19 protein-coding genes, 2 tRNA genes and 1 other RNA gene are annotated in these 22,823 nt (G+C 29.0%); 2 read left to right on the top strand and 20 right to left on the bottom strand.

The window, feature by feature from the left end; all coding sequences use genetic code 11:
• Positions 1 to 4 precede the first annotated feature (4 nt).
• Entirely contained in the window at positions 5 to 1,324 is a 1,320-nt protein-coding gene (locus bcCo53_RS03655; protein ID WP_025408300.1) for a TrkH family potassium uptake protein, read from the bottom strand.
• 81 nt (positions 1,325 to 1,405) lie between these two features.
• Between bcCo53_RS03655 and cyaB the strand changes: the two genes are divergently transcribed.
• Complete coding sequence (cyaB, locus tag bcCo53_RS03650; RefSeq protein WP_025408299.1) at positions 1,406 to 1,930, top strand: class IV adenylate cyclase; 525 nt, start codon at positions 1,406 to 1,408, stop codon at positions 1,928 to 1,930.
• On the opposite strand, the gene bcCo53_RS03645 is transcribed toward cyaB, so the two are convergent.
• From bcCo53_RS03645 to bcCo53_RS03560, 18 genes are all read right to left on the bottom strand, one after another.
• Positions 1,907 to 3,346, bottom strand: a complete 1,440-nt coding sequence (locus tag bcCo53_RS03645; protein ID WP_028328117.1) for a hypothetical protein — start codon at positions 3,344 to 3,346, stop codon at positions 1,907 to 1,909. The genes cyaB and bcCo53_RS03645 overlap by 24 nt on opposite strands.
• Positions 3,336 to 3,941 (bottom strand): CDP-diacylglycerol--glycerol-3-phosphate 3-phosphatidyltransferase, encoded by a 606-nt coding sequence (gene pgsA / locus bcCo53_RS03640; protein ID WP_038364696.1) that lies wholly within the window; start codon positions 3,939 to 3,941, stop codon positions 3,336 to 3,338. Before pgsA ends, bcCo53_RS03645 begins: the two co-directional genes overlap by 11 nt.
• A gap of 19 nt (positions 3,942 to 3,960) precedes the next feature.
• Entirely contained in the window at positions 3,961 to 5,712 is a 1,752-nt protein-coding gene (gene thrS / locus bcCo53_RS03635) for a threonine--tRNA ligase (protein WP_025408297.1), read from the bottom strand.
• 155 nt (positions 5,713 to 5,867) lie between these two features.
• The gene (rodA, locus tag bcCo53_RS03630; protein WP_025408296.1) at positions 5,868 to 7,187 is read right to left on the bottom strand and encodes a rod shape-determining protein RodA; all 1,320 of its coding nucleotides are present in this window, start codon (positions 7,185 to 7,187) and stop codon (positions 5,868 to 5,870) included.
• A gap of 5 nt (positions 7,188 to 7,192) precedes the next feature.
• Complete coding sequence (gene mrdA, locus bcCo53_RS03625) at positions 7,193 to 8,995, bottom strand: penicillin-binding protein 2 (RefSeq protein ID WP_028328116.1); 1,803 nt, start codon at positions 8,993 to 8,995, stop codon at positions 7,193 to 7,195.
• Position 8,996: 1 nt separating this feature from the next.
• On the bottom strand, positions 8,997 to 9,479 hold the full coding sequence (locus tag bcCo53_RS03620; RefSeq protein ID WP_025408295.1) for a hypothetical protein: 483 nt from the start codon (positions 9,477 to 9,479) through the stop codon (positions 8,997 to 8,999).
• On the bottom strand, positions 9,476 to 10,321 hold the full coding sequence (gene mreC, locus bcCo53_RS03615) for a rod shape-determining protein MreC (protein WP_025408294.1): 846 nt from the start codon (positions 10,319 to 10,321) through the stop codon (positions 9,476 to 9,478). Before mreC ends, bcCo53_RS03620 begins: the two co-directional genes overlap by 4 nt.
• A gap of 2 nt (positions 10,322 to 10,323) precedes the next feature.
• Positions 10,324 to 11,373, bottom strand: a complete 1,050-nt coding sequence (locus bcCo53_RS03610) for a rod shape-determining protein (protein ID WP_025408293.1) — start codon at positions 11,371 to 11,373, stop codon at positions 10,324 to 10,326.
• A 12-nt stretch (positions 11,374 to 11,385) separates the two neighbouring features.
• Positions 11,386 to 12,339 carry a tetratricopeptide repeat protein gene (locus bcCo53_RS03605; protein WP_025408292.1) on the bottom strand — a complete coding sequence of 318 codons (954 nt, stop codon included), beginning with the start codon at positions 12,337 to 12,339 and terminating at the stop codon, positions 11,386 to 11,388.
• Positions 12,340 to 12,358: 19 nt separating this feature from the next.
• Positions 12,359 to 12,706: RNase P RNA component class A (rnpB, locus tag bcCo53_RS03600), an RNA gene on the bottom strand.
• A gap of 39 nt (positions 12,707 to 12,745) precedes the next feature.
• Entirely contained in the window at positions 12,746 to 13,501 is a 756-nt protein-coding gene (locus bcCo53_RS03595; protein WP_025408291.1) for a zinc ribbon domain-containing protein, read from the bottom strand.
• Between the two features lie 12 nt (positions 13,502 to 13,513).
• A complete protein-coding gene (rpoD, locus tag bcCo53_RS03590; RefSeq protein WP_038364671.1) occupies positions 13,514 to 15,406 on the bottom strand; it encodes an RNA polymerase sigma factor RpoD in 1,893 nt (630 codons plus the stop codon).
• Entirely contained in the window at positions 15,399 to 17,174 is a 1,776-nt protein-coding gene (gene dnaG / locus bcCo53_RS03585) for a DNA primase (RefSeq protein ID WP_028328114.1), read from the bottom strand. Before dnaG ends, rpoD begins: the two co-directional genes overlap by 8 nt.
• Positions 17,175 to 17,180: 6 nt before the next feature.
• A complete protein-coding gene (mltG, locus tag bcCo53_RS03580) occupies positions 17,181 to 18,215 on the bottom strand; it encodes an endolytic transglycosylase MltG (protein ID WP_025408290.1) in 1,035 nt (344 codons plus the stop codon).
• A 229-nt stretch (positions 18,216 to 18,444) separates the two neighbouring features.
• Positions 18,445 to 18,526, bottom strand: a tRNA-Tyr gene (locus tag bcCo53_RS03575).
• A 4-nt stretch (positions 18,527 to 18,530) separates the two neighbouring features.
• Positions 18,531 to 18,604 (bottom strand) — tRNA-Thr (locus bcCo53_RS03570).
• A gap of 65 nt (positions 18,605 to 18,669) precedes the next feature.
• Positions 18,670 to 18,993, bottom strand: a complete 324-nt coding sequence (locus bcCo53_RS03565) for a hypothetical protein (RefSeq protein ID WP_028328113.1) — start codon at positions 18,991 to 18,993, stop codon at positions 18,670 to 18,672.
• A gap of 6 nt (positions 18,994 to 18,999) precedes the next feature.
• Positions 19,000 to 20,766 (bottom strand): hypothetical protein, encoded by a 1,767-nt coding sequence (locus bcCo53_RS03560; protein WP_025408289.1) that lies wholly within the window; start codon positions 20,764 to 20,766, stop codon positions 19,000 to 19,002.
• A gap of 129 nt (positions 20,767 to 20,895) precedes the next feature.
• Here bcCo53_RS03560 and bcCo53_RS03555 point away from each other — a divergent pair, with 129 nt between their 5' ends.
• Positions 20,896 to 22,119, top strand: a complete 1,224-nt coding sequence (locus bcCo53_RS03555) for a CCA tRNA nucleotidyltransferase (protein WP_025408288.1) — start codon at positions 20,896 to 20,898, stop codon at positions 22,117 to 22,119.
• Here the strand turns inward: bcCo53_RS03555 and rnc are convergent.
• Complete coding sequence (gene rnc / locus bcCo53_RS03550) at positions 22,091 to 22,822, bottom strand: ribonuclease III (protein ID WP_025408287.1); 732 nt, start codon at positions 22,820 to 22,822, stop codon at positions 22,091 to 22,093. The genes bcCo53_RS03555 and rnc overlap by 29 nt on opposite strands.
• Position 22,823 lies beyond the last annotated feature (1 nt).

Below are 22,823 nucleotides of genomic sequence, written 5' to 3'. Positions count from 1 at the left end.
TTTACTAACCCACCAAAATATCCTGTCTTGGCCTTGTGAATTCTTCAAAACGAGACCTTCGTGAAACAAAAATTGCCATAGAAAAGAGTCCTATGCGTCCTGCAAACATAGTAAAAATTATAATTACTTTACCTAGAAATGACAAATCTGGTGTAACACCAACCGATAAACCAACAGTCCCAAAAGCAGAAAAAACCTCATATCCCAAATCAATAACCCTCCACTTCCCACCACTCTCAGCAGCAAGAAGAACAAAAAATGAAAAACACAAAATAAGAACAGCCCTTACAAAAAATAAAAGTGCAAATCTTATGCTATCAATCGAAACTTTATAAGAACCAATAATATAACCATTACCATCTTGAGATTTTATTACCGCAAGAATAATTAAAAAAAAGGTAGTAATCTTAATTCCTCCAGCAGTTGAACCTGGAGCACCACCAATGAACATAAATGGCAATGAAAGCATTTGGGTTCTACTCGTAATAAGAGAATTATCAAGATAATTAAAACCAGCAGTTCTTGTACTTATTGAATAAAATATCGCATTAAATATGAGTGTTCCAAGTGAATAACCTTCCTTAAGTTTATGCATTTCTGAGAAAAAAAATACAATTGTACCAAAAATAACCAAAAAGAAACTCAATAAAAAAACAATTTTAACATGAAGAGATAACTTCTTACGATATCTAATAGTATTAGTAACATCACGATACACCATAAATCCAAGCCCTCCACAAATGACTAAAACAGCGATAATCACTATTGCTTCAGGAACATCACGCCACGCATAAATACTCTCAGAATGCATAGAAAATCCTGCATTACAAAATGCTGAAATCGTCGTAAATAAAACCTCGAGTAACGAAATATTAATACCTCTAAGTTTAAAACATACCGATATTAATATCAGTCCAATCAATTCAATTAAAAAAGTTACAAAAAGTATACTTTTCAAAATCTTAAAAGGATTATATTCAATATTTGAAAGAGAATATTGCTTGATTATTCGAGCATCAACTAATTTCAACTTACGCTTAGGAATAAGTAAATAAAAGGTAGTAATAGTTATAAAGCCAAGACCCCCAAACTGAATCAACAACATTATAATAATAAACCCAAAAGTAGAAAAACTCTCTATATTAACGGTAATAAGCCCTGTAATACTAACAGCAGATACAGATGTAAACAAAACATCTATATACTCTAATTTTTTATCACCATTCCAAGCAATAGGCAATGACAATAATAGAGATCCTAGGAACATAATCAAGATAAAATAACTGAAAAGAAAAAACCTATCACTAAATTCAAATTTCAACATAAAAACATAAAATATATACAAGACATCATATCAAAATTACAGGTCATTGAAATATTACCATAATTTTATTATTTTTAATACATGTTCGAAATTGAATTGAAAGCTTTTATTCCTAAAAATAAACTCAAAGAAATTTTAGAATTGGCTAATCAAAAATTCAAATTTATAAAAGAAGAAACCAAAAATGATACTTACTATTGCAACAAAGAAAAAATAATTAGAATAAGAAAATTTAATACTTCAAAAGAGATTGTAACATTTAAAATCAAATCTTTAGAAGATAATATAGAAATAAACAAAGAAATCGAATTTCAAGTAGACCGAATAGATAATTTTATATCTTTTCTAGAAGAAATGGATTTCAAAATCTTATGCAAAAAAATCAAAAAAAGTATGATTTATAAAAAAAACACTTTAAATATAGAAATTAATGAAATTGAAAATTTAGGCTTTTTTCTAGAAATCGAAAAAATAATCTATGATCAAAATGAATTAAATCTCGCTAAGAAAGAAATTCACGAAACAATAAAAGAATTTAACCTGCAAAATAATATTGAAAAAAAATCCTATTTTGAACTAATACTAGCTAATCAATCTAAAGTATAAAATTTTACAATCTAAACTCAAATATGACAATATAAATCCTTCAGATTGATATCTTGCAAATTGGGGCTTACAAACAGATTCCTGAAAAACCTCAAATCTATTAAAAAAATACCAAGTATTATCATTATCATCAAAATAAATAAATCTGATATTATCACCATCTTCAAAAGTTAAAAATAACCTACTCCCATAACCAAAAATATCACTAGTTAGTCCCTTAATCTTAATATTTGGACTTATATTTCGCCATTTATCATATTGAAATATACTTACAACAGGTCTATTCTTTGTTATATAACTTAAAATAACCTGATCAGACTTGAAATCAGAAATAATATTTACAGAATTTGCTGTATTTGCAGACTGAGTATTTGTATTTGCCCAAGTTTTACCTCTATAAACAATAAATTCAGAATTAACATAACCATTTAATTTATAATTATAAAAAATCCCTAAAAAAGGCCTAGAAATAATACCAACATTTGAAACATCAACATCAGCATTGCCCCTAGAGACGTAAGAATCAATAATACCATCCCAAATAGAACCGTACCCTCTATTTGCAATAAAATTGACTTTATATTCGCTGCCAATTTTCCTCAAGTAAGCTACATACAAATTATCTCTCTTATCAATACTAATATTTACCAAAGACCCAACATTATCCCTAAATTTAGGACTAATATCAATCCACTTACGACTATTAAATTTCTTAACTACAAGTTCTCTAGGAAAATTATCGGTATTATTAGTAGTAAATACAACATATAATTCTCCTTTAGCATTAATTGCAAAATCAAAATATGCAATATTAGTAATGTTATCATTAACAGCAGTACTTATATCAAACCAACCAATATTCTCCATAAATGAAGACACTTTAATACTATCACTATCTTCCATCTGATAAGCAAGATAAATATTGCGGTCATAAGTTTTTAAAATATATCTCTTAAGCTTTGAATCTAGTTGAAAGTTTGGTAAATTTCTTAATAAAAAAGTATTATCTTGTTTTTTTATATTAGCTATCTTAGCTCTTAAAACAGAGCCACTTATTATTGACATATCTAAATCAGTAAGAACAAAATTAATGTTTACATTCCCAGATGTGACATAAATTACAGCATAAAGAACATCTTTATTCAATTTAAGCTTAACATCTTTTTGTCTTATCTTATCTGTTATATATTGCTTATTAAAGACATCATATACCATATAGACAAAATCCGAACTTAGAGAAATATCAAAAGTCAAAATATAGTCAGAAGACTTATTAACTTTCAGATAAACACTCCCCTTTCCACTTTCACTGAAAATACTTAAAGACTTAACTTCCGTTAATATTTGATTTAACTGAGCATGAGAAGAAAAACCAACTAATAGCCAAATCAATATTAATAATACATTACTTCTCATATTTGCTAAGATACAAAAATATCATAACATAATCAACTAATGATATAACACTTAAAAAGGCAGACACAGCATATATTATTCCAACAATAAAAGAAAAACTAAAATCTAACTTTAAAATTAAACTAACAAAATTTTCAATAAATATAGTAACATTTAACTTATCTAAAGTATAAATAAAAAGACTTGAAAATGTGGCAATAGCATAAAATAACGATTTTATCTTGCCCAAAAATCTGGCTTGCTGCACTATATCAAACTGAATAATTAAATTCCTAACAACACCAACGGAAAGCTCACGATATATAAATATCACAAAAAAATAATAGGGGGTAATACCCTTATAAAAGAAAAAGACAAAATATGTTAAATGTTGCAAAACATCTGCATAAGGATCTAAAATTATGCCTATATCACTAACTAAATTATATTTCCTAGCAACATATCCATCAATCACATCTGTTAATTCATTAAAAATGATTAAAACCCAAATCAAGATTAAAAATAAATAAATATTCCAAAAGTATTCAAGCAACAATAGCAATAAGATAACAAAAGATAATATAATTCTAAAAAAAGTTATTTTATTTGGACTCATTATATTTTTGCTATCCAAGCTATAAAATCTCCTTGTTATTTATCTTTAATTTCACAAATTCAAGTGCCTCTTTAAGTTCAAGTCCATTAATTTGATCATTTGTCCTGGTCCTAATTGAAATCTTTTCTTCTACTACCTCTCTCTCTCCTATAATAAACATATAAGGAACTTTTTTAAATTGATATTGTCTAATCTTCGCATTCATCCTCATATTACCGTTATTATCAAGTTTTATTCTAATCCCTTCATTTTTAAAACGAGACAAGACCTCTAATGCATATCCTTCCACAATACTATTTACAGGAATAATTACAACTTGAAGAGGTGCCAACCATACAGGAAAAGCTCCACCATAATGTTCTATTAAAATTCCAAAAAATCTTTCAATCGAACCAAGAAGAGCTCTATGAATCATAAAAGGCCGCTTTTCCTTACCATCTTCTGCTGTATAAGTCATCTTAAACCTTTCAGGAAGATTAAAATCAAACTGAACAGTGCTCATCTGCCATTCTCTCCCAAGAGAATCAATTATTTTAAGATCAATCTTAGGGCCATAAAAAGCCCCCCCACCCTCATCAATATCATAATCAATATTAAAATCAATCAAAGCTTGCTCTAAAACTCTTTCAGACATCTTCCAAGCATCATCATCCCCCACAGCTTTAACAGGCTTTGTCGAAAGATATGCTTTTAAAGAGGTAAATCCAAATTTATTCCACATATAAAGAGCAAACCTTAAAACCTCAGCAACTTCAAATTTAACTTGATCATAAGTACATATGATGTGTGCATCATCCTGAGTAAATCCTCTAACGCGCATAGTCCCATGAAGAGCACCAATCTTTTCATAACGATATACCGTGCCAAGTTCAGCCCACCTAAAAGGCAAATCTCTATAAGAATGCTTACCCGTATTATAAATAGCAATATGAAATGGACAATTCATAGGCTTAACATAATAATCACTCTTATCCATCTCAATTTTCTCAAACATGCTCTCTTTATAAAAATCTAAATGTCCAGAAGTGTCCCAAAGATAAGATTTACCAACATGAGGAGTAAAAAGTATATCATAACCATTTTTAAAATGCTCGTCTCTCCAAAAATCTTCTATTAAAGCTCTTATCCTAGCACCAGCTGGATGAAAAAATATAAGACCGGGTCCTATTTCTTCATGAACAGAAAATAAATCAAGTTCTCGTCCAAGTTTCCTATGATCTCGTTTTTTTATCTCTTCTCTCAATTTAAGATATGATTTCAAATCTTTTTCATTGTTCCATAAAGTTCCATAAATACGAGTAAGCATCCTATTTTTTTCATCACCACGCCAATAAGCACCGGCAATACTAATTAACTTAAATGCCTTGGGATCAATTTTTCCCATATTATCAACATGGGGCCCTTTACAAAGGTCAGTAAAATTATGACTTCTATATATTGAAATCTCATCTGTAACATCAAGTTCCTGAATTAAATCAACCTTATAAGGCTCATTTTTGAAAAGCATTAAAGCTTGTTCTTTCGTTATCACTTCCTTTACAAAAGAACTCCCTGTCTTTAGAATCTCTCTCATCTTTTGTTCTATTAACTCAAGATCATTTTCTGTAATATGTTTTTCAAAATCAAAATCGTAATAAAACCCGTCTTTAATCGGGGGACCTATAGCAATCTTAGTATTTGGAAATAACTCAAGAACAGCTTCTGCCATAACATGCGCAATCGAATGTCTTTTTTTATAAAGAATACTCTCTTTATCTAATTTTTCACTCATAATAACACCTTGCAAACTCTAAGATTTATATAAATCTTATAACAAATTTAAGCCCTAACCACAGTCATAAATACAAAACAAATCTTATAAATACAATATACAAAAAAATTTAGTAAAAAAATAGACGAAACAAAAGATACAACAAATAAAATTTTCTAATCCATAGTCACTATAGACTCAATATTAAAATAAAAAGCCATAGCTAAAAAGAAAGTAATAGTAGAAGAACCACCATAAGACAAAAAAGGCAAAGGTATACCCGTAATTGGCAAAAGCCCTAAAGACATACCAATATTAAAAGAGGTATGAAAAAACAAAAGACCAAATATACCAGCAAGTACCAAAGACATATACCTATCTTTGCTTTTATTCATTATAATTAAAATCTTGAAAAAGATCAGGAAAAATAATATTAAAACCATACTAACTCCCAAAAAGCCAAATTCTTCAGCAAGAATTGAAAAAATGAAATCTGTACTCTGAGATGGAACATAATTTGCATGAGTATAAGGACCTTTTAAAAATCCCTTACCAAACATCCCCCCAGAACCAATAGCAATCTTTACTTGATTTAAATTCCATCCAGCCCCTTTAAGATCAATATTTGGATCCAAGAAAACCAAAAATCTCTTAATCTGATAAGGTTTCATGAACTTTGATAGAAATTTAGAAAAAAATGCTGCAATGAGTAAAATTGAACTTACAAATAATATATAAAAGTAAATAAGTCTAATACTGAAATTATATTTGGAAATAAAAAAACCTACAGCAGCAGACAAAAACACTAAAATTAAAACCAAACAAGATAATTGAAAATAAAAATTATTAGAAAAAATTAAATAAAAAATATTTCCCATATCCGCCTTATATTCATACCAAACTGGCAACACTACAAAAAGAAAAGACAAAAATCCTATTAAAGTAAAATACAAAATATAGTGTATATCTATACCTGCAAAAAATGAAATAAATATAAACATATTTAAATAAACTATAGCGGTACCAAAATCAGGCTGCAACAATACAAACAAAATAATAGGAAAAACTAAAATAAAAGCAAAAACAAAAACAAGAAAATTATGATAATCCTTCTTACTACTGTAAAATTTAGCAAGAGTCAAAATAGTAACAATCTTACCAAACTCTGAAGGCTGCCCACCTAATTTCCAAATTCCAATCCAAGATCTAGCACCATTAACAGTAACACCAAAAAGCGCAGTAAAAACCAAAGATATAATCAACAAAAAATATAAGGGGTAAATCATACCATGTATAATCTTAAGATCATATCTTCCTATTACAAAAATTACAAAAAACCCACCAAGAACCCACACAACTTGTTTAATATATTCAATTTTCATCAAAGAACCATTAGAAGTATAATCACTAGAATATATAAGCAATATACCAATAAAAGATATCATTACCAAGCTAAATAATGTCAAGCTATCGTAACTTTTTCTAAAAACAGCCATTTACCTTACCTAATATACCATGGTCTATACTCTTTAAGAATATCTTCATAACTTTGATTAGCAAAAATACCTTGCATCATTAAATCTACGGATTTAGCAGACCACATATTATCTATATTGCTACTTCCTTCAACAAGACTAAAAATAACAATCTGTTCATTAGGTGAAGCATTATAAGGAGCAAGACCAACAAAAGAACTATTCTCAAGTCCAATAACACCAGTTTGCCCTGTCCCCGTTTTTCCTAAAACCATAACAGCTTTTGTAAGAACTGAATTTCTAGCAGTACCATAAGTTATGACATTCCTCATATATTTTTTCAAAAACTTAAAAGTATTACGACTAATAATATCTGTCTTCCTAAGAACTTCAGGAACATTTTCAATGATAATTTCATTAGTATTCCCGTTTAAAATCCTATTAACAATTCTTGGTTTATAAATAACACCTTCATTTGCAATCATAGCTACCATATTGGCAATCTGGATAGGCGTAGCACTTAAAAATCCTTGGCCTATTGAAAAATTAACAGTATCCCCACCTACCCAAGGTTGATTAAAAGTTTTTTCCTTCCATTCAGGGCTTGGAAGCAACCCTGAGACCTCATTTGGCAAATCAATGCCAGTTTTCTCACCAAATCCATACTCTTTAGCATACTTAAAAATTTTTTCAACACCAAGGTACTTAAGTCCCATTATATAAAAATAAACATTACATGAATAAGCAACAGCCTGTTCCAAATTTACATAACCATGGCCACCACGTTGCCAACAATGAAATACTCTATTGCCTACTCTAAAATATCCCGGACAATGAATTTTTTTACCCTTATCAAGGACTTTTTCTTCTAATAACGCTGTAGTCATCACTAATTTAAAAATAGACGCTGGGGGATAAACTGATTGTATCGCCCTATTTAGAAACGAATAATCCTCTATAGAATACTTGTTATACACATCATTCATTGAATAGTAGGGATAATTATGAAGTGCTAATACACCCCCAGTTGCAGGTTTTAAAACTATTACAGTTCCATACCTCTTACCCAAAGCATTCTTAGCAAGCAATTGAATATCTTTATTAATATTTAAAACAATATTATTACCAGGAATCATATGCTCTATAATAGAACCACTATCTATTTTTCTCTCTCTAGAATCTACCTTATATTGAATTAAACCTTCCTTACCTCTAATATAACTATCATAAATTTGTTCAATTCCTAATTTTCCTATTGTAGAATTATTATCATACCCTTTAACATTATAAAAAGCACGAAGCTCTCTTTGACTAATCCTACCAACATAACCAATAGGATGCGAACAAGAATCATCTACCAAATAATTTCTCTTAAAAGAATATGTCCATAAAAATGCAGGATAATAAATTCTCTTCTCAGCAATTCTAAACAACATTTCTGGACTAAGTTCAACTATTTCTACATCCTTTAAATAACCTCTAGTAGCCTCAATTTTAGATATAATAAGTTCTCTCTCAATGCCCAAAATTCTTGATAAAAATTTTAACATATCCTCTCTATCCTCAAGAGACATGCTATAGTATTGTTCTAAACTAATCTTCAAAACAAATGCTGTAAGATTATTTGCAAGAACATTCAAATTTGAATCTAGAATTTCACCTCTTGAAGCCTTGATTTTTTCAACTCTAGATAAAAGAACTGTTGCTTCCCTATCATAAAATAAATGTCCTCCAATCTGCATTTTAAATAAAGTAAAAAGATAAGAAAAAAAAACAAAAAATAAAAGTAACAGCCCAAATCTATATCTACCCTTTAAAATAACTTTCATTCTAATATTCCTCTTTAATAGTGTCAAAACCTTTAGTAAAATAATTTAAAATTGGGTATAGAAAATTTAAAAACACTATGTTTATAACAATATTAAAATCAAAAATAGCATAATTGAATCCTTTAAGATCAATAAAATCCGCACAACTCATCGCCACAAACCAAATAATAAATTTTGCAAAGAGAAAAAATAATGTTATACTAAACATACTCTTTGGAATAACCATCTTAATCTTTTCAAGAAGATAAAATATTAAAACATAACTAAAGACAAAAAAACCAAGTGGCAAACCATTGAAATACTCCATAATAAAACCATGTAAAATACTTGAAAGCAAACCTACATTAAAAACGAAATTTAGAGAATTAAAAATTAAAATAATTAAAAATATATCGATTGAAAAAGAAAAATTAATATCACAATAGTATTGAAAAATTTGCCCAAAAAATATACTAACGATATAATAGAATATAAAAGATATCACTTTTCCATCCTCTGATTACTCTTAATGAGAAAAACATATTCTAACTTATCTAAAACTATTATGGGTTCTATCTTAATACTTAAAAGCGAATTATATTCAAGAACATCAAAATGAACAATTTTTCCTATGTAAATTCCACTAGGATAATCACTAAATCCAGCAGTAACAACGGAATCTCCAATCTTTAAAGAATTCTCAGCTAACTTATTAACATAATTCATCTCAAGAACTTCGCCATATCCCTTGCCTTCAACTAGACCAATGAATTTGCTATTTTGAATTCTTGCAGAGACGAAATTCTCATAACTAGTTAAAGGCAAAACTCTTGCAGTATCTGCATAAACTTTAACTACTTTGCCAACAAGACCACTAAATCCATCCTGATAAGCAACAGCTATCATATCTTTCTGAACGCCATCATTATAACCTTTATTAATTGCCATCAGAGATGAAACATTTGCATAATTTAAGTAAATTATTTCAGCTGAGATAAAATCATTAGGGTGTGCCGAATAAAATCCAAGCTGTTCTTTAAGCCTGGCATTCTCTTGTCTTAACACTTGCACATTCTGAATTACTATCTCAAGCTGTTGTATTCTCTTCTTATAAGCTTCTATTGTCTCCCCATAATCCTTATACTCATTTATTGCCTTAAAAATACTAGAAATAAAACTAAAAAATTCGTACATATTACGTTGAACATATGAATTGAAAGTAAATACAAAAAAATCATCTCTCTTATTTATCCTAGAACCACTCGAATCATAGATCATAAGAATGATAGCAAATATTAATACGCTCAATACCTTAATAAAATTCTTGAAATTCACAAGAAACTTCATATTTATTCATTAATAAAGCTATAAATATTTTTACTAATATCTATTCTATTAGCATAATCATAAAATAAACCAGCTCCAACAGCTACAGATAATAGAGGATTATCTGCAACATAAACTGGAACTCCCGTCTCTTTAGACAAAAGCCTACTAAGTCCTCTAAGAAGAGCTCCACCTCCTGTTAATATAATCCCACGCTCAACAATATCTGTTGCAAGCTCTGGGGGAGTTGCTCCAAGTGTGCGCTTAACCTCATCAACAACAACACTAATAGGTTCCTGCAAAGACTCTCGTACTTCCATAGAATCAATAATTTGCTTCCTAGGAAGACCCGTAACAGCATCTGTGCCCTTAATATCTATTGTCTCTACTTTTAAATTATGAGTTTCTGGATAGACATTACCTATCTTAATTTTCAATTTTTCTGCTGTTTGCTGTCCAATAATAATGTTATGCGCATTTCTCATATACTTGATGATGCTCTCATCAAACTCATCTCCACCTGTTCTAATAGCTCTACTTACTACCATACCACCAAGAGAAATAACTGATATTTCAGTAGTTCCACCCCCAATATCACACACCATATGACCTGTTGGTTCAAAGATGGGAATATCAGATCCAATAGCAGCTGCAAGAGATTCTTCAATAACCTTAACTTCACGAGCACCAGCATTCATTGCGCTCTCTTTTACAGCTCTCCTCTCAACTTCCGTAATGCAAGTTGGTACTCCTATTACCATTCTAGGTTTAAAAAACAATTTTTTTCGAGAAAAAATTTGGCTTATAAAATATTTAATCATTTTTTCTGTATTTTCAATGTCAGCAATAACTCCATCACGAAGCGGTCTTACTGCCTTAATATTCTCAGGTGTTTTCCAAAGCATCTTCTTTGCATTGCGCCCAACAGCTACTACTCTATTACCCTTATTAACATCAATAGCAACAACCGAAGGTTCACTCATCACTACACCATAATCCTTAATGTAAACTAAAGTGTTGCATGTACCAAGATCAATACCAATATCTATCAAAAAAGATTTAAAAAAATTCAAGTCAAATTCCCCCTAAAAATCCTCTAGGCTAATTTTAAGCCTCTCCCTTGCTTCTTCTAAATAAGGATTAATGCTTAACGCTTCTCTCCAATATTTTCTTGCCTTAGGATAATCTTTATCTCTTCTTCTATATATGTCTCCTATTTTAACATAAACATTAGGATTTAAACTATTAATTTTCAAGACTTTATCATAACAATTAAAAGCATCCTCATAAGCATTCTTTTCCAAATAAATGTCTCCGTACAATAAATACACCTTTTGCATTAAATTATCATCTCTTAATGATTCATTCTGTTCATGTAAAAATTTATTTATATACTCAACACTCCTATCAATATTGCCCGTCTTATAATTAACATACGCCAAACTCCAAAGCACAAGATCAGATTTATTCTCTTTATAAGCCTTCTCAAAAAACTTTAAGCTAAGATTATAATCTCTTAAAAGTTGATAAGAATATCCTAGATACTCAAAAATATCATCCTTTACACTTATAAAGTCAAAGCTACCTGCATATAAAGCTTTACTTAAATATCTAACAGAAAGATCACTATAATACTCACCCTTATGCGCATAAGCCTTGCCCAAAATATAATAAAGAGAACTCATAGGAACATCATCATTAATTGACATTAAAAACCGTAATCTTTCTATTGCATTGTCCAAAAATTGATTTTTCAAGTAACTATCATTTAACATTAAGGAATAATAAAAATATGAAAATCCAAGAAGCAAATGAAGATTAAAATCAAACTTGTTTTCTTTAAGGCCATTCTCAGCATAATCTATTATTTCTTTATATTCTCTATTATCCCAAAGAACAAGTAAATTTACCTCAGTCGGACCTGCTTTTAAATAAGAGTTGGAAAAAGTCTTAAAATAAGATAAAAAATAAAAAATAAAAAATAAAAGTGATAAACTTATAATCAAATAAAAAGTACATTTTAGATAATTGATTCTCATCAAGCTTCACCATAAAAAAATAAGTTGATATCCATAAGCCGAGTTCTGTATTATGTCATCATCTATCTTGTTTTTTCATCACTGAAAAAATCATGCAATCCACCCACAAGCATACCCTCAAGAGCTAAGGAAGCTTGCTTACTTGATTTTGCTCCTAATGAGGTTTATCTTGACCTTATTTATCACTAAATAAGCGGTAAGCTCTTACCCCACCTTTTCACCCTTACCCTAAGGCGGTAATTTTCTGTGACACTCTCTTAAGTCTTAAACTCCTAGGAGTTACCTAGCATTATGCTCTTATTGGAGCTCGGACTTTCCTCTTAACATACTTCAATCTAGCATAATTAAGCGATGACTGGAAATCAACTTAAATAAAATACAAAAAAATATAAAACTAAAAACATTATTATATAAGATCTGCCAAACCACCAGGAACCATTTCTAAACCAACTTCAAATTTATCTTGATAATAAAGTATTCTACTGCAATAAGGACAAAACTTAATATCATCCGGTTCACGCCTTACCTTATTAGCAAACTCAACAGGAAGTATCATATGACAACCTTTGCAAACATTTTCAACCAAAGGCACAACCCCATTGGATTTATTCCTAATAATCCTTTGAAATTTAAACAAAAAGTCCTCATCCATTCGAGAAGCATATTTTTCCTCTTCATATCTTATAGAATCAAGCTTTCTTACAATCTCTAAAAGCTCATTCTCAAGTTCATTGCTCTCGGCAGAATAAATATCTTGCTCAACTTCAAGCTTATTTTTAACATCTGCTATTTCCCTATCCAATTTCGTCTTAAGCCCAGTAATATGTGTCATTTTCTTCCTAATAGCAACTTCATCATCAATAATAGTCTGCAACTCTTTCTCAAGAGCTTCATATTCCCTTTGAGTTTTAATGCTATCAATTTTCTCTTCTGCTTTACCTTTTCTCACATTAATATCTTGAATATCTAATTTTAAAAATGCATCTTCTTTTTGATATTCTTTAAATTTGAATTGTAATTCAGCAAGAGCTTCAATAAGTCCATCAATTTGGGCCTTCTTGGTTTGCAAATATTTAGGAATATTTTTTTGCCTTTCCTCAAGCTCGAACTTATCTTTATATATACCTTCAAGATTTTTCAATACATCAATATTACTTTCCATGCAGCCTCCTATTCAATTTAAATCTTCTAAATAATCTTTAAGTTTTTGAGTTTTTTTAGGATTTTTAAGTCGCCTTAAAGCCTTAGACTCAATCTGCCTAATTCTTTCTCTTGTAACGTTAAAATGCAATCCAACTTCTTCAAGAGTTAAAGAATATCCATCTTCAAGACCAAATCTCATCTTCACAACTTCCTGTTCTCTTTCTGGAAGAGTCCCAAGAACTGATCTTATTTGATCTTGTAAGACCACAAAAGATGTATGTTTTGCCGGATTTTTTATAGCCTTATCTTCAATAAAATCACTAAGCACAGAATCTTCTTCTTCCCCAATCGGAGTTTCAAGCGAAACGGGTTCTCTTGAAACATTTTTTACAGTTTTTACCTTTTTAAGATCCCACCCAAGTCTAGCTGATAATTCTTCATCTGTTGGATCTTTACCTAATACTTGAACCAAATATCTTGTCTCTCTATTCAATCTATTTATCTGTTCAATCATGTGAACAGGCACACGAATGGTACGAGCCTGATCTGAAATTGACCTCGTTATTGCTTGACGAATCCACCATGTAGCATAAGTAGAAAACTTAAAGCCTCGCTTATACTCAAATTTTTCAACCGCCTTAATTAAACCAATATTACCCTCTTGAACAAGATCAAAAAAATGCAATCCTCTATTAGCATACTTTTTAGCAATACTTACCACAAGTCTCAAGTTAGCCTTAATTAACTGATCTTTTGCATGTTGCATCATCTGCTTACCCTTAAGGATTTCTTCGGACATACTTATTATCTTATCCATTGGATATTCATAATACATCTCAATCCTCTCAAGCTCCTTTTGAGCAAGTTGAGCTTCTGTAATTTGTTCTTTAATAAGATCTTCTCGCATATTTAAAGCTTTCTCTATTCTCTCCCGTCTCTCAGGAATAGCTAAATCTCTCCCCAAAATTCTAAGATTACGTACTTTATCTATCTTTAATCTGTCCAATATAGACTTTTGCTGCCTTTTTAAATCTCTTATTTTGCTAGCAGAATCAATGTAATCATCTGCAAAAATTCGTAACTCTTCTTGATATAAAGGAACAGACTTAAGCATTTCTTTTATACAAAGCCTCTCATTATTAATACTCTCCTCGAAAATATCTTCTCCAAGTTCATACAATCTACGTTTATTTTCAATATACTTTATCAAACGATCCTGAAATGGTTTTAATGAAGCTTTATAAAAAGAAGTGATCCTTTTTTTTTTGTTATAATAATCAAAACTATTATCTTTTTCCCTTTCCTTATCTTTCTTAAAAAATTCTTCTTTGTCTACCCTTGAATAAATAGCATCAACCAAATTATAATAATTTTCTATAACCAGTCCTTCATTTTTAAGAATATTCTCAATTATGCTCTCACCAGAATCCATTTGCTTTGCAAGCTCAACTTCTTGATTTCCAGTTAACAAAAATTCTTTTCCTATTTCCTTTAAATAAAGTCTTATCGGATCTTCAGAATTACTATCTTTTAATAAACCACTCTTAATATACCCTGAACTAAAATCTTCCTTATCTAAAATCTCATCATCAAATTCATCTAATTTATCATCAACATCATCATCACTGTGAACAGAATCATCTATCATCATACACTGACTATCAAGTTTACTTGCTTCATCAAATTCATCAATATCACATATATCAGTCTCCATTTTTTCATTAATCAAACTTATCCCCTCATGTTCAAGAACTCCATAAATATAATCAATATTTTCAGATTCCAACATATCACCTGATAAAAAGATGGACAAATCCTCAAAAGTAATTGCCTTTTTGTCTCCCAAATGACTTAAAATGTCCTTTATTATTTTTGAATTCTTTTTCTTAAAAGCCTGTAAATCTTTATTTTCTACACTATTCATTAAAATATATCCTCAAATTTTCTCTTTGCATATTTAAAAACATCAATTCTCTTATTTGGTCCTTAGCATTTATTAAAACATCATTTCTACTCATCTCTTTAAATTCTAGGATTCTATTTTCTACCTTTCTCTTTTTTATTGCAAACAAAATTTGCTTAACCATCTCATAATCCACTTCAAACTCTACTCGTAGCATATTTTCAAAAAAAACTTCACTAACACTATATTTACTATTTTTTAATGATTCTTTTAAATTAAGCAATGAAAAATCTTCATTATTTTCAAATAGGTACTCAAAACACATAAAAATTTTTTTTACATCAATGTCATACAAGTCACTATCATTAATATTACGCCTTATTATAGTAAAATAATTAAAGTCTTTCAATAAGGCAACTAATAAATATCTCTCATAGGTATTGATCTCATAAGAATATGCGTTTCTCTTATAACTTTCAACTGCACTCCTTTCTCTCATATTATAATAATCTTCTCTTAAGGTTTCTAACCTAATACCTACCCTACTCTCAAGTTTTGCTAAAAGAAGATCTCTTTGTGTATTAGTGCTTGACAAACTTATCAAAGTTATAAACATTCTAATCATACTATTTAAATCTGTTGTTTTACTAAAATCATATTTACCTGAATATTTCTCCAAAAGATATTCAAAAGCCTCACAACTATCATTAATCATATCTTTTAAGACACAAACACCTTTATTCTTCAAAACATCTGCAGGATCAACTCCGTGCTTCATCTTAATAACACTTACATCAATTTCAAACGGCAAACAAATACGATAAGCATTAAAAGTAGCCAAAAGTCCAGCATCATCATCATCAAAACATATCACTATTTTATCCGCATATCTCTTAATTAAAGCAAAATGTTCCCTTGAAAAAGAAGTACCAAGTGTAGAAACTGCAATCTTTACACCAGCTGTAAAAAAAGAGAGCACATCTATATATCCTTCTGTTAAAATTACAGATTTACTCTCCTTAATTACAGAAAAACCTTCATAAAATCCATAAAGCAACTCTCTCTTTTTAAAAACCTCTGTCGCACTTAAATTAATATACTTAGGCCCCTTATTATCAGCTAAACCTCTACCTCCAAATCCTACCACATTGCCTTTAAAATCTCTGATTGGGAAAATTAATCTTCCAGATAAAATTGAAAATCTCTGTTTTTTTTTTGAAAACAAACCACTTTTATTCAAAATTTCATCAGAATATCCTTTAGAAACTAAAAAATCATAAAAATTAAACTTACCTGGGACATCGCAGTGCAAATATCCAATATTAAATAAATCGATAACCCCTTTAGATATACCCCTACCTTGCAAAATATAATCCAAAACCTCTGGACTATGATTTAAAAAAAATGAAAAAGTCTTAATCAATTTAAAGTTCAAATTATATATCTTTGAAACTATTGTTTTAGCATGAATCTCCTTCTTAGAACCAATGGTTTTCTTCAACCCATCATATATAATACCTATCCTACTACACAAAGACTTAACAGCAGCATTATAATCAAGCTTTTCAATATCCATCAAAAATTTGATGACATCTCCTCCCTTCTTACATCCAAAACAATAAAAAAGTCCCTGAGCAGGGGTTATAGAAAAAGAAGGTGTTTTTTCTGCATGAAAAGGACAAAGTCCCTTATAAGACGATCCTGATTTAACTAATATAACACGCTCGCCTATTAAATCTACAATATCCACCCTTTGTTTAATCAAATCTATAACCTTAGCATACTCCATACTTATTTAATCCTTGGTAATAAAATTACGAATATAACTCTTTACAGCCAAGAGATGGTCATTATAAACTGAAGAGAATTTATGAGTTCCAATCTTAGGATCCTCTACGACAAAAAATAAATAATTTGTGTTATCTGGGAAAAAGGCTGCCTTTAGAGATACAATCCCAGCGTTAGAAATTGGACCGGGAGGATAACCTTTATTAATATAAGTATTATATGCAGAATTAATCTCTAAATCAGAAAAATAAATTCTTGTAGGATGAGTTTTCCTTAGTTCTTCGGTAATAATATACTCAATTGTAGCACAAGACTGTAATGCCATATTAGACTTTATCCTATTGTAAAAAACGGATGCCATTATTGGTGCTTCACTCTTAACTCGATATTCACGCTCAACAATAGAAGCAACAATCACTTTATTGTAAAGTTCTTCACTAGAATAAGATTTATGTTCTATGCCAATAGAATCAAGTTTACTAAAAAAATTATTAACAAAAATTCGAATTATTTCCTTAATATCCATACCCTTATAAAATTTATAAGTATCTGGAAATAAAAACCCTTCAAGAGAATCATAACTAAGTCCAAGTTCACTAATAAATCTGACATCACTTATTAAATCAAGAAAACTCTGTACATCACTAATAATGCCTAATTCATTAAGCTTTAAAGCTATTCTTCTGCCAGTATATCCCTCGGGTATGGTAATATTAATAGAAAGTATAGGCCTACCTTTCAAAAATTCTCTATACACATCAAAAGTAGAACAACCACCATTGATTAAATATTTGCCTTCTTTAAAATTTTTATCACTACCAAAAAAATAGGCAATGGCAATTAACAATTTGTCAGACCTAATTAATCCCCTTTTCTTAAGTTCCCCAGCAATTTTTTTTACTCCCCACCCCTTTTGAACTTCAAACTCATATATCAAATCAGATTTAAAAGGAGAAGAATTTAAAAAATATAAAAAAAATACTAAAAGAAATGAAATAATAAATAATATAAAAAGGGAAATGAGAATTCTTTTTATTGCCATAAAAACTTAAAATCTCTTTTAAAAAAAAGAAAATCACACTTTTATGTTCTCAATCAAACAAGAAACAACAAAACACATTGCCCCTGAAAAACATAAATACAAAGATTAATTAAAATCCTATTATAAAGGATATGAAAAATACTCAAAATTCTAACAAGCTCAACACCAAGACCATACTCCAAAAAACCAAACCTCACAAAAGATATCTAGCTAAATCCTAACTTCAAACTGGGGAGGGTGGGATTCGAACCCACGTAGGCAACGCCAACAGATTTACAGTCTGCCCCGGTTAACCACTTCGGTACCGCCCCTTAAAGCCGACTGTCGGATTCGAACCGACGACCTGCGGTTTACAAGACCGCTGCTCTAGCCAGCTGAGCTAAGTCGGCATAATAAAGCTAAGGGTTAGTTTATAAAAATAAAATATATTAGTCAAGAGTAAGATCAAAATAAATTATATTTCCAAAAAAAGAAAAATTTTGATAAAAAAAGCACAAAAACAAACAATAAAACTAAAAAACAAAATGATATAATGCTTAACCTTCTTTTTTCTAAACAAATAAAAAAATATTAACCTAGTAGCCTCAAGTCCAAATGAAACAGCACTCAATACAATTGTAAACTCAAGTGAAAATCTTTGAAAAGAATACATAAAAACATTATAAGCACCTGCTAAAAACATAAACAAACTAAATACAGAATTAAGAAATAAAATTATTACTAAAACTCTAATAAAAACTGACAATAATTTCAAATCATTTACATTAAAATTTTTCATAATAGCTTACAAATTCTCAAGTATAAAAAGAGCTTGTTTAATTATAAACAACACATTATCAATAACACAACTTAAACTGAGCTTTGAATTAGTCTCCGTAGACAATTTATGGGAAATATTAAGAGCACTTTGTATAAAAGCATTATTATTCTCTAAAAGAGCAATGTACTTTTCCTTAAGATCAACAAAATAATTCATAAAATCAAAAACTAACTCTTTAACAGCATCGGCCTCTTTCAAACACCATTCTAAAATTTTATCTCTATAAGAATCATCACTACTATAATCTTTGCTATATTTCTCATATTCCTCATTTTTATAATTAAGCTCAAAATATAAATCGTAAACTTTTTTTCTAAGTATACCAATATTTTTCTCAAGCTTAATATACAAACTTCTCAAATCAGTACTATTTACAAGTACTACATTGTTTACAGTTTTTAATATTTCTGCAATTTTCACATCATAAATATCTTTAAAGAATTCATTTAAAAAGTAAAGTTTCTTTAAATTTGAATATTCAAGTTCCATTCCTTTGAAAAGGACATTATCTAAATTCATAATAACATCATAATTTTCAATTAAGTCTTTAAGTTCTCTATTCATAAGTCCTTTTAAAGATTTCTCATGATTCTTGACAATCTGAGCAGTAACATTTAGAAATAAAACATTTTCATGAAAACTTTTTATATCAAAACAAGGAATATGCTTCTTTGGCTCTAAAACTGGATTTTCATAATAAATTTTAAAAACATCCAAATAAGGCAAAGTCTTTGATAAACCAATGATTTTTATCATAATACCCAAAATGTCTTTAAACATAGCATCAACCCCTAAAAGACTTTCTTCACTTAAAAGGCCATCTTCATTTGATCTTATTATTAAAAAATAATTTTTAACAATAATTTTTAAAACTTCTTCATTTATTTCAACCTTTCTTAAGGTATGCAAAAGCTCAAAGAAGCACTTAAAATATTTATTAACGCTCTCAAAACTAGCACTCGCTGTCCTATCCAGATCGGCAACATCGAAATTGTCCACATCATCTAAAAGCTCAATATTAAAGAAAGAAAAAAAAGACTTGTAAGGAAAAAATGCAATCCCATCTAGAACATAAAAAAATTCAAACATTTCCTCTACAACTGCATAAGTTTGTAAAGGAATTGACCCAATATAATCACTAATTTTTATTTTAATAGCATCTTCTATCCCATTTTGACTTTTCTCTTTTTTTAAAAATCGTTCATACTCTCCAAACTCTAAAAAATCTTCCATCTCACACTTAGCATTGGGAATCTTACTCTGAATAATTTCAAACATTGCTTGTTCAACAATATTCCCTGTATCTAACATCTTAAAATATCTTTTAAGCTTAACAAAATAACAATAAAGTTCAAAAAACATTTCTACAAAACCTACGCGCAGATACCCTTTTTTAAAGTCCACGACAGGGTTTTTATATATATTATTAACACGATCTTCTAATTTTTTTAGAAGATGCAACTTATAAATATCCTCCTTGGTCTTATCTCTTTGAAAAAAGCTTAAGATATATACCCATATCTTTATCCAAAAAGACTCCTCCATAAATTTTTTAGACAAAAAATCATCAATCTGAATATCCGAATCCGAATCTAAGTAATTAGAATTATTTACAGACAATACTGAAGAATTTAGACTTAGATTTTTTTTAATCTCTCTTATTAATTTAGCCCTTGCATCCTTTGAAAGCTTCTCAATAGAATCATATATACTAACACTACTCTTGTTCATAAAACCCCATTTATATATAAATGTTTAAAAATATGTTAAACAAATATTATTTTATGATATTTTAAGAATAAACTAAAATTATATTTTAACCTTAGAAAAAATAGTATTTCAACTATAATATATTTCTATATGAATTTAGGCACTAATACCAAAGAGATAATGAAAATTAGTAAAATCTTTAATAATAATAATTATGAATTTTTCCTAGTTGGAGGTGCTTTAAGAGACTTGCTTCTTAAAAAAATACCTGATGATTTTGACTTCACAACAAATGCAACTCCAGAAGAAATAATGCGACTATTTCCAAATAATATACAAACAGGAATAAAACATGGAACAATAAGCATTATTTTTAATAAAAAAATTTTTGAAGTTACAACTTATAGAATAGACATAGACTACGAAAATAAAAGAGCTCCTAAAACAATAAAATTCACAAACAACTTAAATGAAGATCTTAAAAGAAGAGATTTTACAATAAACTCAATTGCAATGGATATACTGAACTGTAAAATAATAGATTGCTATAATGGCAAACAAGACCTTAATAAAAAAATAATAAAATGTATAGGAGAACCAAACAAAAGATTCGAAGAAGACGCTCTTAGAATACTTAGAGCCGCAAGGTTCGCATCCACACTTGATTTCACAATTGATCAAAATACACTAATCTCTATGCAATATAAGAAAGCAAATATCCTATTTCTATCAAAAGAAAGAATAAATAATGAATTTATTAAACTTCTAGAAGGAAAAAATCCAATAAAGGGAATCAATTATTTACAAAAAATACATTTTTTCAAAAATTTTTTCAATATAGAAATAAATAAAAAATTAAAAAAGAAAATCACTAGTTTAAACAAAAACAAATTTTATTTAAAAGCAATAGTTATTTTTACAATCAAAAAAGATATACCTTCTTTAAGAGAAAATTTAAAATTGCTCAGATTTTCAAATAAAGACATCAAATTAATATTATTCTATAAGACAGTTATTAATGAAATTAAAGATTTAAGAGTTAAGAAATTACATGATATCAGGATCCTATTAAACAAAGCCACTAAAGAAAACTATAAAGAAATACTTGACATATATAAAGCTCTTAAAGGAAAAGATAATAAACTTAGGTTTATACTTAATAAAATAAAAAGAAAAAAATTGCTAAAAGATCCCTTATCTTTAAAAGACCTAAAAATAAATGGCAATGATATCAAAGACCTTCAATTAACAGACAATAAAAATATCGGAGAAATACTCAAACATCTATTAAGAGAAGTACTAACTAATCCCAAATTAAACAAAAAAAAGACTCTAATTAAAAAAATTAAAGAGCAATATTTGAAATATTCTTAAGCGCCATTTCAGCTGCTATCATTTCAGCTTCTTTTTTAGATTTTCCTTTCCCATTAGATATAAATTTATCATTAACATAAAGTTCAACACAAAAAACTTTATTATGATCAGGCCCTAACTCTTTAGCTAATTTATAACTTGGGGAAACTTTATATTTTTTTTGTACATATTCTTGCAAAAGACTTTTATAGTCTTTAAAATCGCCACGATTAAACATTAACCTTATATGAACTTCAAATAGCTCTATTACAAAATCTAAGACTTTTAAAAACCCACCATCAAGATATAATGCTCCAACAAAAGCCTCAATAGTATCTGCAAGAATACCCTTCTTATTGCGTCCATCATTATTTTCCTCACCCCTACCAAGTAAAATATAATTACCAAGGTTAAGTTCACGAGCAATACTAGAGAGAGATTCTTCACTAACAATATAAGATCTAGCCTTACTAAGTTCACCTTCACTCTTTTCAGGATAAAATCTATACAAATAATCTGTAATAATAAGATTAAGAACAGAATCTCCTAAAAATTCTAATCTCTCATTATTAGCATATTTTTGATCAAATTCATTTGCATATGATGAATGACTTAAAGACATATTTAGCAAATCAATATCATTAAAATCAATATGCAAACCCATTAAGAACTCATCTAATTTCCTTCTTCGAGCTACATCCAACTTCACTACAGCAGAACCCATG

The sequence above is a fragment of the Borrelia coriaceae genome (genome assembly GCF_023035295.1).
In the GTDB taxonomy this organism is placed as follows: Bacteria; Spirochaetota; Spirochaetia; order Borreliales; family Borreliaceae; genus Borrelia; species Borrelia coriaceae.
The sequence above is the reverse complement of the archived record's forward strand: the minus strand, read 5'-3'. Positions and strand labels throughout refer to the sequence as shown.